General features: G+C 56.3%; 15 protein-coding genes. 7 read left to right on the top strand and 8 right to left on the bottom strand.

Annotation, left to right across the window (positions count from 1 at the left end):
- Positions 1 to 12 precede the first annotated feature (12 nt).
- Positions 13 to 1,572: a histidine kinase N-terminal 7TM domain-containing diguanylate cyclase gene (locus BN2684_RS00820; RefSeq protein WP_058300287.1), complete on the bottom strand. Its 1,560-nt coding sequence runs from the start codon at positions 1,570 to 1,572 to the stop codon at positions 13 to 15.
- Positions 1,573 to 1,663: 91 nt separating this feature from the next.
- Positions 1,664 to 1,870 carry a hypothetical protein gene (locus BN2684_RS24120; RefSeq protein WP_058300286.1) on the bottom strand — a complete coding sequence of 69 codons (207 nt, stop codon included), beginning with the start codon at positions 1,868 to 1,870 and terminating at the stop codon, positions 1,664 to 1,666.
- A gap of 315 nt (positions 1,871 to 2,185) precedes the next feature.
- On the opposite strand from BN2684_RS24120, the gene tadA reads away from it, so the two are divergent.
- The 3 genes from tadA to BN2684_RS00800 are packed head-to-tail and all read left to right on the top strand — an operon-like array spanning position 2,186 to position 4,886.
- On the top strand, positions 2,186 to 2,689 hold the full coding sequence (tadA, locus tag BN2684_RS00810) for a tRNA adenosine(34) deaminase TadA (RefSeq protein WP_108722134.1): 504 nt from the start codon (positions 2,186 to 2,188) through the stop codon (positions 2,687 to 2,689).
- Between the two features lie 21 nt (positions 2,690 to 2,710).
- A complete protein-coding gene (locus BN2684_RS00805; protein ID WP_058300284.1) occupies positions 2,711 to 3,640 on the top strand; it encodes an EamA family transporter in 930 nt (309 codons plus the stop codon).
- A gap of 4 nt (positions 3,641 to 3,644) precedes the next feature.
- A complete protein-coding gene (locus tag BN2684_RS00800; RefSeq protein WP_058300283.1) occupies positions 3,645 to 4,886 on the top strand; it encodes an ArnT family glycosyltransferase in 1,242 nt (413 codons plus the stop codon).
- Between the two features lie 86 nt (positions 4,887 to 4,972).
- Here the strand turns inward: BN2684_RS00800 and BN2684_RS00795 are convergent, their stop codons facing one another.
- Both BN2684_RS00795 and BN2684_RS00790 read right to left on the bottom strand, forming a co-directional pair.
- On the bottom strand, positions 4,973 to 5,572 hold the full coding sequence (locus tag BN2684_RS00795) for an acyl-CoA-like ligand-binding transcription factor (RefSeq protein ID WP_234340124.1): 600 nt from the start codon (positions 5,570 to 5,572) through the stop codon (positions 4,973 to 4,975).
- A gap of 96 nt (positions 5,573 to 5,668) precedes the next feature.
- Positions 5,669 to 7,189 (bottom strand): MFS transporter, encoded by a 1,521-nt coding sequence (locus tag BN2684_RS00790; RefSeq protein ID WP_058300282.1) that lies wholly within the window; start codon positions 7,187 to 7,189, stop codon positions 5,669 to 5,671.
- 253 nt (positions 7,190 to 7,442) lie between these two features.
- Here BN2684_RS00790 and BN2684_RS00785 point away from each other — a divergent pair, with 253 nt between their 5' ends.
- Positions 7,443 to 9,710, top strand: coding sequence for a putative bifunctional diguanylate cyclase/phosphodiesterase (locus tag BN2684_RS00785; RefSeq protein ID WP_058300281.1), 2,268 nt, complete (start codon positions 7,443 to 7,445; stop codon positions 9,708 to 9,710).
- A 108-nt stretch (positions 9,711 to 9,818) separates the two neighbouring features.
- Here the strand turns inward: BN2684_RS00785 and BN2684_RS00780 are convergent, their stop codons facing one another.
- Genes BN2684_RS00780 through BN2684_RS00770 form a run of 3 tightly spaced genes read right to left on the bottom strand, consistent with a single transcriptional unit; the run spans position 9,819 to position 11,774 of the window.
- Entirely contained in the window at positions 9,819 to 10,502 is a 684-nt protein-coding gene (locus BN2684_RS00780) for an ABC-2 transporter permease (protein ID WP_058300280.1), read from the bottom strand.
- Positions 10,496 to 11,386 (bottom strand): ABC transporter ATP-binding protein, encoded by an 891-nt coding sequence (locus BN2684_RS00775; RefSeq protein WP_058300279.1) that lies wholly within the window; start codon positions 11,384 to 11,386, stop codon positions 10,496 to 10,498. Before BN2684_RS00775 ends, BN2684_RS00780 begins: the two co-directional genes overlap by 7 nt.
- Positions 11,387 to 11,399: 13 nt before the next feature.
- Positions 11,400 to 11,774, bottom strand: coding sequence for a GntR family transcriptional regulator (locus BN2684_RS00770; RefSeq protein ID WP_058300278.1), 375 nt, complete (start codon positions 11,772 to 11,774; stop codon positions 11,400 to 11,402).
- Positions 11,775 to 12,097: 323 nt separating this feature from the next.
- Between BN2684_RS00770 and BN2684_RS00765 the strand changes: the two genes are divergently transcribed.
- The 3 genes from BN2684_RS00765 to BN2684_RS00755 are packed head-to-tail and all read left to right on the top strand — an operon-like array spanning position 12,098 to position 14,845.
- The gene (locus BN2684_RS00765) at positions 12,098 to 12,868 is read left to right on the top strand and encodes a DeoR/GlpR family DNA-binding transcription regulator (protein WP_058300277.1); all 771 of its coding nucleotides are present in this window, start codon (positions 12,098 to 12,100) and stop codon (positions 12,866 to 12,868) included.
- Positions 12,865 to 13,671, top strand: coding sequence for a Cof-type HAD-IIB family hydrolase (locus tag BN2684_RS00760; RefSeq protein ID WP_058300276.1), 807 nt, complete (start codon positions 12,865 to 12,867; stop codon positions 13,669 to 13,671). Before BN2684_RS00765 ends, BN2684_RS00760 begins: the two co-directional genes overlap by 4 nt.
- Before the next feature lie 4 nt (positions 13,672 to 13,675).
- Entirely contained in the window at positions 13,676 to 14,845 is a 1,170-nt protein-coding gene (locus BN2684_RS00755) for an MFS transporter (RefSeq protein WP_058300275.1), read from the top strand.
- A 128-nt stretch (positions 14,846 to 14,973) separates the two neighbouring features.
- Here BN2684_RS00755 and BN2684_RS24385 read toward each other — a convergent pair whose 3' ends face one another.
- Positions 14,974 to 15,126 (bottom strand): hypothetical protein, encoded by a 153-nt coding sequence (locus tag BN2684_RS24385; RefSeq protein ID WP_159065744.1) that lies wholly within the window; start codon positions 15,124 to 15,126, stop codon positions 14,974 to 14,976.
- Positions 15,127 to 15,143: the final 17 nt, after the last annotated feature.

Raw genomic sequence — 15,143 nt, 5'->3', positions numbered from 1 at the left:
CTTGCTTATCGATCAAGTCACAGCTGTGCGGATGCAATTGCGTCCGCCTTCTTTGGCTTGATAGAGAGCCTTATCGGCCATATGCAGCAGATCCGACAAGGTGTCCATGTCCGAATGAGCCATGGCAACCCCGAAGCTGCCAGTAACAGGAATCAGCGTCTCGTTCCACGGAAGCGGACTCTCCTCCAGGTCCTTCCGAATCGCTTCCGCCAGCTTGAAGGCCGTCGCAAGATTCATTCCAGGCAGCGCCGCAACAAACTCCTCGCCCCCATAACGGGCAAAGAGAGCACCGTCCCCCAAATGCCTCTCGCATACTCGGACAACATGCGTCAGTGCCCGGTCTCCGGCGAAATGGCCGAATCGGTCATTGACTTGCTTGAAGTGATCCACATCCAGGAGCACAAGCGAAAAGTCCTTTCCTTCCTGAAGACAAATCCGGTGGAGTTGATCCGCCTGTTCCAGAAAAAAGGTCCGGCTCAAGATCTGCGTCAGTCCATCATGGGTAGCCAAATAGCGCAGCCGTTCTTCCCCGAAAGCCGTCTCGGTAACATCGAACAGAGTGAACATCCGTCCAACCATCGTGCCGGTTCGGTTTAACACCGGAGAGATATAGACGTCGTAATGCTGCACCCCATCCGCCTGTTCCCAGCGAATCCGCTGACCGCCTTCCAGCTCGGACGGGTTCAAACAGCTGAGCAGGTTCTTACCGCCGGTTTCCAGCGCCTGCAACTTGTCCAGGGTGAGTCCCAAATGGGGCGTACACAAGACGGGAATGATCCGCTGCGCCGCCCGGTTGTAGTCGACCAGCCGGTCGAGGGGGTCAAGCACGATAACGCCGTCTCGCATACTCTCAAAGATGTATTCCCGGGCAATCGGGGCGATATCCAGCATGCCGGTGGAGCGGATCGCCCAAATATAGCTGGCCGACGTCACGGCCAGCACAAACGGAACCGCATCGATTCCGTAGGGAGTGAGCCCCACAAGATAGAGGAAAGAAGTGACGATCGGAAGCAAATTTCCGATCAGCATGGCCATGACCTGCTTGCGGTAGACCGGAGTCTTGCGCCACTGCCGCATGAGGATCAACGCGGCGAGCAGCAGGCAGCCGAAGGTGTAGCCGCCTTGGATGATGTACCATTCCCCCATCACGACATCAGTCGTGGGAAAGGGAGAGCCTTCCCGCCAGTAAATCGAGCGATAGAAGAGATGATGCTGGTCGTTCGTGGCGATAAGCGCAAGCGACACCATAGGGATGACAAACAGCGCAAGCGATACCTTGCGGTTCAGCCATTTCTCCATGGCGGTATAGTGCATGACTAGGAGCAGAGAAAACGGAGGGCAGAACGCGATCCCCATATATTCGACCAAGGTCCACAGCTGGACCTCCGACAGGGTCGAGCTGGCGAGCTCCATTGCGAACCCGAAGATGTAGAGAGTAGCGGTGGCCGAAACCCCAATGAATGCGCGGTTGCCGGAAAAGTGGGTTTTCGTCGTCGCGGCGTAAAGTCCCATCAGAGCGTTCAAAACACCCGAGATCGACACGAACGTGATGAGAGCTGTGATGGAGTTCACTTTCCCTGGCTCCTCCCGGTCACGGAAATGGCGGACTATTCGATAAACCTCACCATTATACCATGGACCGACAGGCTTGTAAGCGGCGCCTTCAGCCAATTCGCCGCTTGACCGGCATGACAGCGAGCACGTTCTCGTTCTTGAACAGCCGGGGCGCATGTCGCTTCCAACAATAAGCCGTCATCCCGTCCGGATCAGCGGCAAGAACGCTGATCCTCCTCTGGGTCAGCTGGTTATCCCGGTCCAAATAGATAATATCCACCGTATGCCCCACATACCTTTCAAAGGTGGCCGGCATTTGGAATTCCTCCCTCATCCCGCGTTTCTCTCATGAACATCCCGCCTGCTATCCGCCCAAAACAAGAACTCTTGTTCCCTTATTATACTCCTATTTTGCGAAAATATGCAAACTTACGTTCGCTTATTTTGTATATCTTTTGGCTGCAATGGGAAGTCGGCTGCCGCTTGCGGGAGGGAGGTTTGCCAAGGCAAGCGAAGCCAAGTAAAATAGGTGGAGTTGTCCACCGATTTGAGAAGTTATCCACAGAATTATCCACAACATGTTAACAACGAATAAATGTTCGTTTTTTATTCCGTAGAAACGGAGAATCCTATGCCCGAAACCAATGCCAGTCATACCTTTTGGATGGAGGAAGCGCTGCGCGAAGCGGATAAAGCCCGCGCAATCGGCGAAGTTCCCATCGGCGCGGTCATCGTGTGCGACGGAGAGATCATCGGACGCGGCCATAACCTGCGGGAGACTTCAGCAGACCCGACCGCGCATGCCGAGATGATCGCCATCCGCGAAGCGAGCGAGGCTCTGGGAGCCTGGCGCTTGCTGAACTGCACCCTCTATGTGACGCTGGAGCCTTGTCCCATGTGCGCGGGCGCTATCGTTCAGGCGCGGGTTCCGACCGTCGTCTACGGCACACCGGATCCGAAGGCTGGCTGCGCCGGTACCCTGATGAACCTGCTGCAGGAATCGCGGTTCAACCACCGGACCGAGGTCGTTCCCTCCATCCTTCAACAGGAATGCGCAGCCCAATTGACGGACTTTTTCCGTGAATTGCGGCGCAAAAAAACGGCGGAGGAACCGCCTGAGCATCCGATTGAGTAAGAAAGGAAGTGACAACCACCTATGAAATCGAAATGGCTGATTCTTGCCGGAGCTTGCAGCTATGGGGTTCTATCCACCTTCGTGGTATTCGCATATGATCAAGGATTCACCGTCGACGAGGTCGTCGGGGGCCAAAACTTTATTGGCTTCCTTCTGATGGCTCTCGTTTTTCTTGCCTCCCGCTTCTTTACGAAGCTGGCGAAGTCCGGACGCCCCTCTTCGGCCTTCGGGCGCCTCAGCCAAGGCGCCCCTCTTCAAGGCAAAGACTATCTGGGACTGCTCGGCGTCGGCCTGCTCATGGCCTCAACGGGAATGCTCTATTACGGAGCGCTGCAGTCCATTCCCGCCTCGCTCGCCATCGTGCTCCTGTTTCAATTTTCCTGGATCGGGGTTCTGGTGGATGCCCTTCTGCTCCGCAGGCTCCCCTCCGGAATCGAATGGGCGGCCATCGCCGTCCTGTTTGCCGGAACGCTGCTTGCCGGAGGAGTGCTTGGCGGCGGAATCGGACAGGTGAAGCTGGTCGGCATCCTGCTCAGCCTCGGTTCCGCCGTCACGTACGCCCTCTTCATCCTGCTGAGCGGCCGGGTAGCGCCGAAGGGAGCTCCTCTCAAGCGTAGCCTCGTGATGAGCCTGGGCTCGCTTCTGCTCACCCTTGCGGTCTATCCGCCTGCATTCCTGACGAACGGCTCGCTTCTCAGCGGACTTCTCTTGTGGGCGCTCCTGCTCGCTCTTTTCGGAGCGGTCATTCCGACGCTCTTTTATGCCATCGGCGTTCCCGGTACAGGCGGCACCCTCGCCTCCATCCTGAGCGCTGCCGAGCTCCCGACCGCCGTCCTGATGTCCGCTTTTGTGCTGCGCGAAACGGTGACCTTGCTTCAGTGGCTCGGCGTGATCATCATCCTTGTCGGAATCGTGCTCCCGGAGTGGAAGAAGCTGAAAGGGAACGGGTAGACGCATGGCCACCCGCTCCCGCAATCCGAAACGGATCTGTCTTTGGGTGCTCGCCTTGACTCTTGCGTTAAAGGTCATTCTGGTTCTGGTCGCAGGAGCCCGCTTCGACTACCACTCGGATGACCAGGAATATCTGCGTTCCGCCCGCATCCTGCTGGAGCAGGGTACCCTTACCTACAATGATCCGAGCCGTCCAACCGCATTCATTACTCCGGCTTATCCCGGCTTCCTTGCCCTCGTCATGCAGGTGACGGGCACCGGTCCGGAAGCGGCTCAGGCCGTGCGCATCCTGCAGGCCGTCATGATCACGGCGGCGCTCTGGCTGCTCTACCGGATCGGCTGCCGCTTGTTCGACGAGCGGACCGCCCTGCTCGCGGTAATCCTGTGCAGCCTCTATCCACCGTTATGGCTGATCTCGAACTTCGTCTTTACGGAGTCTCTGTTTATCCTTGCCCTCTTCCTGCTATTCCGGATCGCGCTTCGTGCCGAAGAGCGGCCTACGCTCGGCAGCGCCCTCCTCTTCGGTCTCGCCTGGGCGGCGGCCGTCTATATCCGCCCTACTGTGGCACTCTGGCCGGGGGTGTTTTTCCTGCTGCTCGCCTTTCGCAAGCGCATTCCCTTCCGACGCTTGCTTCGCTGCGGGATCGTCTCGGCCCTCGTCTTCACGCTCTGCCTCGCCCCCTGGTGGGCGCGCAACGAACGTGTCTCGGGCGGCGAATACATCCCGCTCACCAAATCGTCCGGAAATCCTCTCTTGCTCGGCACCTATCCGTGGACCGTCCCGGCGCTCTTCCTCGACGAGCAGCGTACCTGGCATAGCACCGATAACCTCTGGGTGAACGACGAGCAAGATACGCAGCATGCGATAGAGCGGCTGAAGGACGGCTTCTCCAACCGGTTCTGGGTCTACGCCAGCTGGTATACGATCGGGAAATTCCTGCTCTTCTGGGGAGACGTCTTCTACTGGCTGCCCCTTCCCGGCATCCCGCTCGCCGCTGCCGTCGTCGCTCACTATCTGCTGCTCATCCCCGGCTTTATCGGGCTCTGGCGAAACCGCAAGCAAGGGATCGCCTTGTCCATCATCACCCTGCTCGGCTATTTTTCGCTGCTGCATATGATCTATCTGCCGCATTCCCGTTATGCGCTTCCGCTCATGCCGCTCGTCATTCTGTTCGCGGCCTCCGAATACCGGCGGCGTTTTTCGCTTCGGCGTTCCCCGCCGCTGGAACGGGTTCCCACCCCTTAATGCCAAACGAGACGGCCCCGTCGTGGACAACCACGACGGGGAACCGTCTCGTTTTTGTATGCGTGGCCCATGCGGAGGGCAGACCGTTACAGCGGGAAGCCCGCTTCCATCAACGCCAGCGCTTCGTCTGCTATATCAACAAACTCTCTTTCGGGATGCTGCAAGTAGTGGGCCTGCGCGGAGAGCAACACGCTGACAAAGGCCCCGGCCAGCGTGCGAACCTTCAAATCGGCGGCATCGCAGCCTTGCCGCTCCCCAATAATCGTCGCGATCAAATCCGCGGCGTCGGTCACTTGTTGAAGCATAGACGCTCGCAACTCGGGAATGGACATGGACAGGGAAATCCGATCCCACAGCTCGATGCGTTCCTCTTCCGGAATCTGCGAGAACCCTTCACGCAGCGCTTTACGAAACGCCTCAATCGGGCTTAATTCACGCGGCTGCTTACAGTAGGTCTCAATCAGCAGCGGATCGAAATCGTCTTCCAGAACGACGGCTTCCTTCGTCGCGAAATAGCGGAAGAACGTACTCGGCGATATCTCCGACACCTCCGCGATCTGCTCCACCGTCGTGGCTTGATAGCCCTGCTCACGGAACAGTCGCAGGGCGTTTCGCTGAATCGTCGCTTTCGTCTTCATTTTTTTGCGCTCACGCAGTCCGATCTTGGACTGGTTTCCATCAGGCACAGCGATCCCTCCATAAACCTGTCGAAGACCCGTTCCTACGGGTTTTCTTCAGTGTACCTTTTTTTCGGCGGGAGGGACAGTCCCTGGTCGGTGCGTTCAGGCGCGCAAATCGGATTCGCCTTGAGCCTTAGTTTCACCTGCGGCGCGGCGGGGCAGGAACAGAACTGCCAACACGAAGCTGATCGCCGCAATGCCTCCGCAAATCCACAGCATCAGGCTCATTCCGTGGATATAAGCGGACTTCACCATCGCAAGCAGGTCCGGCAAGCCCATTTGGCGGGCGGTAGCCGCCCCGGTGGACACACTTTTCTTGATCGCATTGGCGGTCTGGCCGGGAAGGCCGTCGAGCTCCAGGCGGCTCTGGTAAGCCGAATTAAGAGCAGATCCGAGAACCGCCACGCCGATGGCTCCGCCCACCTGCCGCAGCGCCATGATCAGCGCGGAGCCAACTCCGCCGCGTTCTGCGGAAAGCTCGCCGATGGCCAAATCCATGGATGTGGGCAGCGCAAAGCCCAAACCGACACCGAACAAGCTGATCCAGACGGCGACAAAGGCATAGCCGCTCTCGGGGCCGGTGACCGTGCCCAAGAACAGGCTCCCGGCGATAACGGCGAAACCGAAGGAGACGACGATTCGCGCCCCGAACTTTTTGATGATCGCTTCGGAAACTTTGGCTCCCACCATCATTCCCCCGATCATCGGAAGCAGCCTGAGGCCGGTGCCGAACGCATCAGCGCCATTTACCGCCTGGAAATATTGCGGCATCGCGAAGAGCAGCCCGAACATCGCGAAGGAGACGCAGGTAGCAAGCAGTGTCCCCCAGGTGAAGCTAGAAGAGCGAAACAGGGACAAGTCGATCAGCGGATGACGGACCCTGCGCTCCCCGATCACAAAGAGGATGAGAATAAGCACCCCGGCAGCCATGACAAGAAGTCCACTTCTATCGTCCCAACCATATTCCCCCACCCGGATGACTCCATAGGTAATGCCGACAAGGCCGGCGCTTGAGCCGAGCACCCCTGGAATATCGAGCCGCAGCCGTTCCGGACTGTGCGATTCGGGCATTAGCAGGCCTACGGCGATCAGGGCGATGGCGATCAGCGGAAGGTTAATCAGGAAGACGGAGCCCCAGTTGTACTGGTTCAGAAGCCATCCGCCGACGATGGGACCGAGCGGAATGCCCAGCATGTTCACCGTCATCCAAACCATCATCGCTTTCGTTCGATCCGCGCCCTTGAACAGCACGGGAAGAACCGAGATGGAGAGCGGCATGAGGAAGGCCGCACCGAGACCAAGCAAGCTTCGCATCCCGATCAGCATGGCAGGAGTATCCGAGAATGCGCAGGCAGCCGATGCTCCCCCGAACAGGAACAGTGAAGCGAGCAGCAGCTTTTTGCGCCCATACCGGTCGCCAAGCATCCCGGCAGGCAGCAGCATAGCGGCCAGAACGAGGTTGTAAGAGTCCAAAATCCACTGCAATTCACTGGTTGAGGCTTGCAGATCCATTGCCAGGGTCGGCAGAGCCACATTGAGTACCGTCATATCCAGACCAACAGCCAACAACCCCAACGCGAGCGAGAAGAGGATCCACCATCGGGACTTCTCCAAAGTTACCATTTTCAATCACCCTCGAATAATAAGATGAACTACATAAATGATATACTATTCCTTTTGATAGTTACTGTCAAAATATATTTTGTTTCATTTTTCTTCTTCTTTCGCTTGACCGCCGCTTGAAGTCCGTCAACCTCCATCGCCTCTCTTCGGCTAGCTGCCGCCGCTTGCCGCTTAATTATTTTTACAGGTCTATACAGGGAAAATGGGGAAACCTGTCGAATACGTTGACATCGGATGTAAAGCAGGTGCACGAATGGGTAAAGAATTAATCATCAACGGTTCGTTGTTAATCGCCTTTCTTTTTTTCTTCTACCAGCTAACGGACCGGTTCCACGGCAGCCGTCTCTCCCGATGGAAAAACGTCATTCACGGGCTCACCTACGGGCTTCTCGGCGTCCTCCTGATGTTGTTTACCGTCGCGGTGACGGACCATGTCATTATGGATTTTCGCATGATTCCGATCATGCTCGCCGCCTTCTTCTGCGGGCCTTTCGCCGCTGTCCTGTCCGCTCTCCTCATCGGTACCGCTCGGGTAACCTTGTTCGGGCTGTCGTTTGCCTCTGAGATCGCTGTGATCAATCTTCTGTTATGCGCCCTCGGCTGCAGCCTCATTCGGAAGCTCGGGGGTTCTCCCCGCGCCCAGTGGTTCCGGTTTAATCTGTGTACGCTTGTTTTGTCGAGCATCGTCCTGATGGTGGTCATTCCGGATACTCGGCTTGCGGTGAGGTCCACGGTCCTCTACTGCTTGATTCTCATTCCGGTGAGCCTGCTCAGCTTCATCTTCGCGGACAATCAGCTGCGCTCTTATTCCAATGCGAGAGAGCTCAAACGGCAGGAGCAAGAATTGCGGGACAGCCGCAACAGGCTGTCCATCACCCTCGACAGCATCGGGGACGGCGTCATTTCCACGAATGCGGCGGGAGAGGTCCGCTACCTCAATCCCGTAGCCGCAAAGCTGACCGGCTGGAGCCTGCACGAAGCCATCGGGCAAAAGATTGAGACCGTCATGCCGATCTTTCACGAAACAAGCCGCGAACCGGTTCTCAATCCGATCTATCGGGCTATCGAGGTGGGAGCCTCCGTGGATATGCCCCCGGATACCAGCCTGCTGCGCCGAGATGGAACGGAGCTTCCGATCGACGACAGCGCTTCTCCCATCTATGACGAGAGCGGAGCCATCACCGGCGTTGTTCTCGTTTTCCGCGATATTCAGGAACGCCGGCTTCAAGAGGAACGAATCCGCCACTACGCCTTTCACGATTCGCTTACCGGCTTACCAAACCGCCGCTTGTTCCACGATCGGCTCGCGGAATGCCTGCACATGCAGCCCAAAGGAGCCTCGCTTGCGCTTTTGTTTATCGACCTCGACCATTTCAAGCTGATCAACGATTCCCTCGGCCACGAAATAGGCGATCTGCTGCTGATCGAGGTCGCCCGCCGGTTGAAGGAGTGCGTGCGGGAGCAGGATACGGTCTCCCGGCTTGCCGGCGACGAGTTCACGGTGATTCTGAACGGCGTCACCTTGAAGGAAGCGGGAGATTTCGCCCTCTACATCAAGCAGTCACTCGGCCGCAAGTACAAGCTCGGCGAACGCGAATGCTTCACCAGCCCCAGCATCGGCATCAGCATGTACCCGCAGGACGCACAGGATGCCGAGTCTTTGATCAAATGCGCCGATACGGCCATGTACCATGTGAAAACCCATGAGAAGAACCATTTCCGTTTCTTCTCTGCCGATATGACCGAGAAGGTGCTCCGCAAGGTCGAGATTGACAAAGGACTTCGCAGCGCCTTGGAAACGGACAGCCTTCGGTTGGAGTATCAGCCGAAGATCGATCTATTGACCGGAGAGCTCACGGGCTTTGAGGCGCTGCTGCGTTGGGATCACCCGGAGTGGGGTCCCATATCGCCGGATGAATTCATACCGGTTGCCGAAGAGAGCGGGCTCATCATCCCGCTGGGCGAATGGGTGCTTCGCACCGGCTGCCGCCAATTCCGCAAGTGGCTCAGCACGGGCAATCCGGGAGAACGGCTCGCTGTCAATCTCTCCGTGAAGCAGCTGCAGGACCCCGGCTTACCGGCGCTCGTAGAGCGGGTGTTGGAGGAGGAACAGTTGTCCGCCTCCCAATTGGAGCTGGAAATCACCGAGACGATCATGAAGCAGGGAGAGCATACCGTACGGATTCTGGAGCATTTGAAGAACATGGGCATCTACATCTCCATCGATGATTTCGGCACCGGCTATTCCTCCCTCAGCTATTTGAACCGGCTGCCCATCGACGCGCTCAAGATCGACAAGTCCTTCATTCGGAACATTTACACCGATCATGCGGACTCCGAGATCGTCACGACCATCATCACGCTCGCCAAAAGCCTGAACCTGAAGGTCATTGCCGAAGGGGTCGAAACGAGGGAACAGCTCGATTTCCTGAAAGCGAACAACTGTCACGAAGGGCAGGGCTACCTGATCGGCCGCCCCTCCCGGCCCGAATCCATCGAACAGGCCTTTCTGATCCGCTAATCCAGTGGATCAATGCGAAGAAGCTTCTCCTCCCGCCCGACATAAGGGGGAAGAGAAGCTTTTTTTGATGGAGCTGAGCAACGTCCTTCTTCACCGTGATGCAATTGATCAGAAGAGCTCCCGGCGCTCGAAGAACCGGATGGACAGGCTCATGGAGGCTAGATAGAGAACCACGGATAGCGCGAGGAGCACCAGGCTGTACACGGAAACGTTCAGCTTCGCGGCTTGCTCCAGCAGATCGTTCAGCCAGGGCGGCGGACCGCCGGTTTCTTTGCCAAGCCGGGTGAACACAGCGCCGGCGGATGTCCCCAATGCAAAGAGCCCGATAAAGAGAAACCGTTGAACGGTCTGCGCCCGGATCATCCCCACTTTATAGGCGATGGGCAAGTAAATGGAGACGAGCAGGACAAAGCCGAAGATCGTACCGCTCAGCACGAGGAACGAGAGACCCGGCTCCCCTGCGACATCGTTCAGGCCCATAAACCCGCCGATCAGCCAAAACAGGAGGATGAGCGCCAGAAAGAACAACGCGACGCTTGCATACTTGGCGCGAACGAGCTGCTTGCGGGCTAACGGAAACGCGAGAAGCAGCCGGAGCGAGTGATTGCGTTCATCCTCATAGAGCGAGCGGTTGACGAAGCTGTACCCGACAACAAACACCGGGAAGATGAGGGTCATCATCCCCGCATCCTCCATCAGGCCAAAGCTGAAGAAGATGATGAGTCCGATCATGAGGAATAGTAGGAGAGATCGCTTCTGCACGGCAAAATCCTTCGAAATGAGCGCTAGCATACGACACCCTCCTCCCTCGTCATTCGCAGCAGCAGCTCGTCGAGCGTAAGCCGATCCGTCTTGTAGTCGGCCCCGGGATACCGGGCGGCGAAGCGCCGTCGGAAATCGGACACATCCTTCACGATCCCGCTGTATCCGAATTCACCAGCTTTCACGCCTGTCAGCAGCGCATCGAGCTCCGGGCTGCGGAACCGGTTATCCGCCTTGACGATCGTCCACTCGTCGAGCAGCTTGTGCTTCTCATCGCTTAGAAGCACTTGGCCGTTGTCGATCAGTGTAATGTAATCAGCGATCTTCTCCATGTCGGAGGAGATGTGCGAGGAGAAGAAGATGGTGCAATTCTCGTCCTGGAGAAGCTCCAGGAACACCTCTAGCAGCTCGCTGCGCACAACCGGATCGAGGCCGGATGTCGGCTCGTCCAGGAGCAGAAGCTCCGGATGATGGGACAAGGCCAGCGCGAGCGACAGCTTGACCTTCATCCCCCGCGACAGCTCCTTCACCTTCTTGGCCGGGTCCACCTGAAAGCGCCGCAACCACTGGGTGAAGTCGCCATCATCGAAGCGCGAGTAAAACTTGCCGACAAACTTCCCGGTCCACGCGACCGTCATTTCCTCATAAAAATGGGCTTCCTCGCTGACATAGCCGATCCGGTCCCGAATTCCAATCGGATCTCGCGCATAATCCTCGCCGAACACACGGATTTGCCCGCTGTCCCCCTTGATCAGGTCGAGAATGCATTTGATCGTGGTGGTCTTGCCCGCTCCATTGCGCCCGACAAAGCCCATGATGTATCCGCGCGGGATCCGGAAGGTGACGTCCTTCAATTGAAACCGGTCGAAATGCTTGTTCAGCCCCTCCACTTCCAGGGCATATTCGCTTGCCATCGTGGTTCCTCCTCTACAGCTCTTTGAGTAACAGCTCCAGCGTGCGCAGGATATCCTCGTCGCTCATGCTCAGCTCCCGGCCTTTTGCAATCGCCTCTTCCAATCGATCCTGCATCGCCTTCAGCTTCGCCTCCCGGACGAATGCGGCTCCCGCCTGCGCGACGACGGATCCTTTGCCCTGTCGAGTGACGATAAAGCCCTCCGCCTCCAGGTCGTCATAAGCCTTCTTCACGGTGATGACGCTGATCTCTAGCTCCTTGGCGAGCGCCCGGATCGAAGGCAGCGGGTCCTCCGGAAGCAGCTTGCCGTTCACAATCTGCTCGGTAATCTGCTTCTTGATCTGCTCATAGAGCGGAAGCGGATCGCTGTTGGATAAAATGATGTACAAACCCTCACCTCGTCAACCAACTGTTAATATGACTATATACACAGTTTAATCATTTTATGAACAGTGTCAAGTCCTTTCCCTGTTTCTTCCCGGTTGCCCTGCGAGCCGCTCGAAGGGCAGCCCTCGCTTCCTTCAGTAAAAGCCTCTTGCGCCTTAAACTCGCAGCTGCGTTTACGCCCATTTCTGCATCTTTATCGATCATTAACTTTTAGATACATTCAATTTGGCTTTCAATCACTTAAAAAATGATGTACAATGACTTATATCGATTCAGCACATTTGCACATTTGCATCAATCCATTTAGGAGAGGTGAAGAGATCTCATGTATCAGGAAGAGCGCATGAACGCGATTGTCGAGCATTTGAAACAGCATGAACGAGTGGGCATACAGGAGATTTGCCAACAATTCGGCGTATCCCGGGACACGGCCCGCCGTGATCTATTGAAGATGGAAGAGCTGGGACTGATCCTCCGAACCCATGGCGGAGCCATCCTGCCCAAGAAGACAAAAGAGGTATACGAGTACAAGGAACGGCTCATCCGGGAATCCGACGAAAAGCACAAGATCGGAGCCTTTGCCGCCTCGCTCGTCGATAACGGGGATTACATCATTATGGACGCGTCGACCACCGTCCAATTCGCCGCGGAGAACATCGCCGCTGATAACGTCGTGGTGGTCACGAATTCGATCGATATTGCGGATGTCCTATCGAGAAAGGCAGCCGTGCGAACGTATTTGTTAGGCGGAGAGTTAGACCCTCAGCATCGATTTCTATATGGGCAATCCACGATCGCGAAGCTGGCTGACTATCAAGTGGACAAATTGTTCCTCGGCGCATGCGGAATCACAGCCAGCGGCTTGTCCTACCCGCATGAAGAAGACGGGGTTGTGAAGCGCGAGATGATCAAACGAGCCGGCCAAGTGATCGTCCTCGCGGATCACACCAAATTTGGAGAGCAGATGTTTTACCGGATCTCCGGGCTGGACTCCATCGATCTGTTGATCACGGACCGTCAGCCGGATCAAGCGATGCTGGATACCCTCTCCGAACATAATGTCGAAATACTCATCGTATCGGAGGAAGAATTATGATCAAGCTATTTGCAAGTGATCTGGACGGCACGCTGCTTGATCGTCATCGGCGGGTAAGCCCCAAAGACCGAGCGGCGATTGAAACGGCAAGCCGTGAAGGCTGTGAAATCTGTTTCGCATCGGGTCGAATGTTCACCGAATTGAACACCGTCATGAACGAGTTCGAGGCTCGCTTTCACTCGATCAGCCAGAATGGCGCGACCGTTCATACGAAGGAGCGAGCGCTCCTCGCGTCCTCCTCCTTCAAGCCGGAACTCGCGGCGCAATTGCTTCAGGTCTCTCGCGAGTTCCATTTGGAAAGCTTCGTTCATTCCAGCGATGACTCCTTTTATCTGGAGGAGAGAACGGAGAGAACTTTACCGTATGAAGCACGCATCATGACTGTCGGCACGGTCTGCGGCGATCTGGAAGCGGCTCTTCGGCACAAGGAACTGGTATCGAGCAAGTTTTCCCATTTTGGCGGGATCGAGAGGCTCCGTCTTTTGCAAGCCGAATTGACTCGGCGGTTCCAAGGTCACGTCAATGTATTTATATCCGACAAAGATTGCCTCGACGTAATGCCTCTCAACGTTTCGAAGGGAGCCGGATTATCCGTATTGACGGAGCATTTGGGCGTGCGGCCCGATGAGGTCGCCTGCATCGGCGATTCTTACAATGACCTCTCCATGTTTTCGTTTACCCCGCACAGCTTTGCGATGGAAGGCGCTCCCGATGAGGTAAAAAAAGAAGCACGATATGTTGTAAGCTCCGTTGCCGAAGCCATCGACCTGATTTTCTCTTCCAACCAATCCGCGAGGGGGTGATGGGATGAAAAGAATCATCGGATTAGGAGGCTTGTCTTACTTTGTAATCGGGTTAGCCACCGTCATTTTTGGCACCTTGCTGTCGGAATTGCTTCAGGAATACAACCGATCCTTCAGCAGTGGCGGATCCTTGGTGTTTGCCCAGTTTGCTGGTTTTCTTGGAGGCGTGCTGCTTGCGCCGCACGGGGCTCGCAGGTTGGGGTACCGGCGGGTGATTTCGCTTTCCTTTGCGGGGTTGTTTCTCGCGCATACCGTCTTGTTTTTCCGGCCGTCTTGGTCGGTTCTGTTCATCCCGGCCGCTCTGAACGGATTTTCATTCGGTATGGCCCAAACGGCGATCGGAACCATGCTGTTGGAGGCACAGGACAACAAGAAGGCTGTTACGATGAGCCGCCTGGAAGTATCGTTCGGCATCGGAGCTTTCGTAATGCCGCTCATCTCCAGCTTCTTTCTGAGGAACAGCAACGGAGCGGGGCCGTTCGCGATCGTCGCGCTATGCGCGCTAGCCCTGGCCATCCTCTGGAGCAGGATGCCCCTTGATAGGGAAGCTGCTTTGGGGTCGAAAAAGAAAAGCGATGCCGATGTTCCCGCACTGCCCGGTAAGAAACGGATCCGCCTTTATCCTCTGGTCTTCCTGATGATTTACGTCTTTCTATATGTTGGATTGGAAACAAGCGTGATCAATTTCCTTCCGTCTGTATTGGCGCATCGTCTTCATCTGGAGAGCTCTCAAGCCGCGCTCGCTGTCTCCGTCTTTTGGATTTCCATGATTATCGGACGCCTGTTTTCGGGCGTGACCGCCGAAAGGATAAGCTACTTCACCTATTTGCTCATCAGCACTTCGGGTGCGCTTCTTTTGCTGATCGGGTTTGCCGTGTTCCATCCGAAATGGATGGTCTTTACCCTCGTGTTCCTAATTGGACTTTTCCTTTCGGGCATTTTCGCCATAGCGATCGTATACGCCAATTCCAAGAACCCGGATACGACAAAGCAAACGACAAGCATCATCATCGCTTCGGGCGGCATTGGAGGGGCTGTGCTCCCCTTGCTAATCGGGTGGAGTATGGACGCCATTCAACCGGATGCAGCGATATGGCTTTTGACGGGTTTTGCCGCTCTCATGATTCTATTTTTGCTTCGAGCAGGAACAGCCCGATCGGCAAAACGGCAGTGACGCAATAAGCCGATCAGATAAGGCATGGGAATTCCGTGTGTTGCGCCACGTGTGATCCGGTTGTGATCAGGCAACCACCCGACAGCAAAAGCTTCGGGTGTTTTTTGTTATTACGGAGTTCCAATCCTTTAGTGAACAATGTCGAGCGTAAACTCGACGGTCGCTTCCAGATTATTCCCAACCGCGAACAGGACGATCCAGTAAGCAATAGCCATCCCTGCCCCATCCGCTCGGTTCTCAAAAGGAATCCGTTCTTCCCCATCGGCTTGTGTGGAGCGCACCTTGTCCCTTCTAGACT

The organism is Gorillibacterium timonense, assembly GCF_001457415.1.
Classification (GTDB): domain Bacteria; phylum Bacillota; class Bacilli; order Paenibacillales; family NBRC-103111; genus Gorillibacterium; species Gorillibacterium timonense.
Note: the sequence above shows the minus strand (reverse complement) of the source record. Positions and strands in the feature narration are given on the sequence as shown.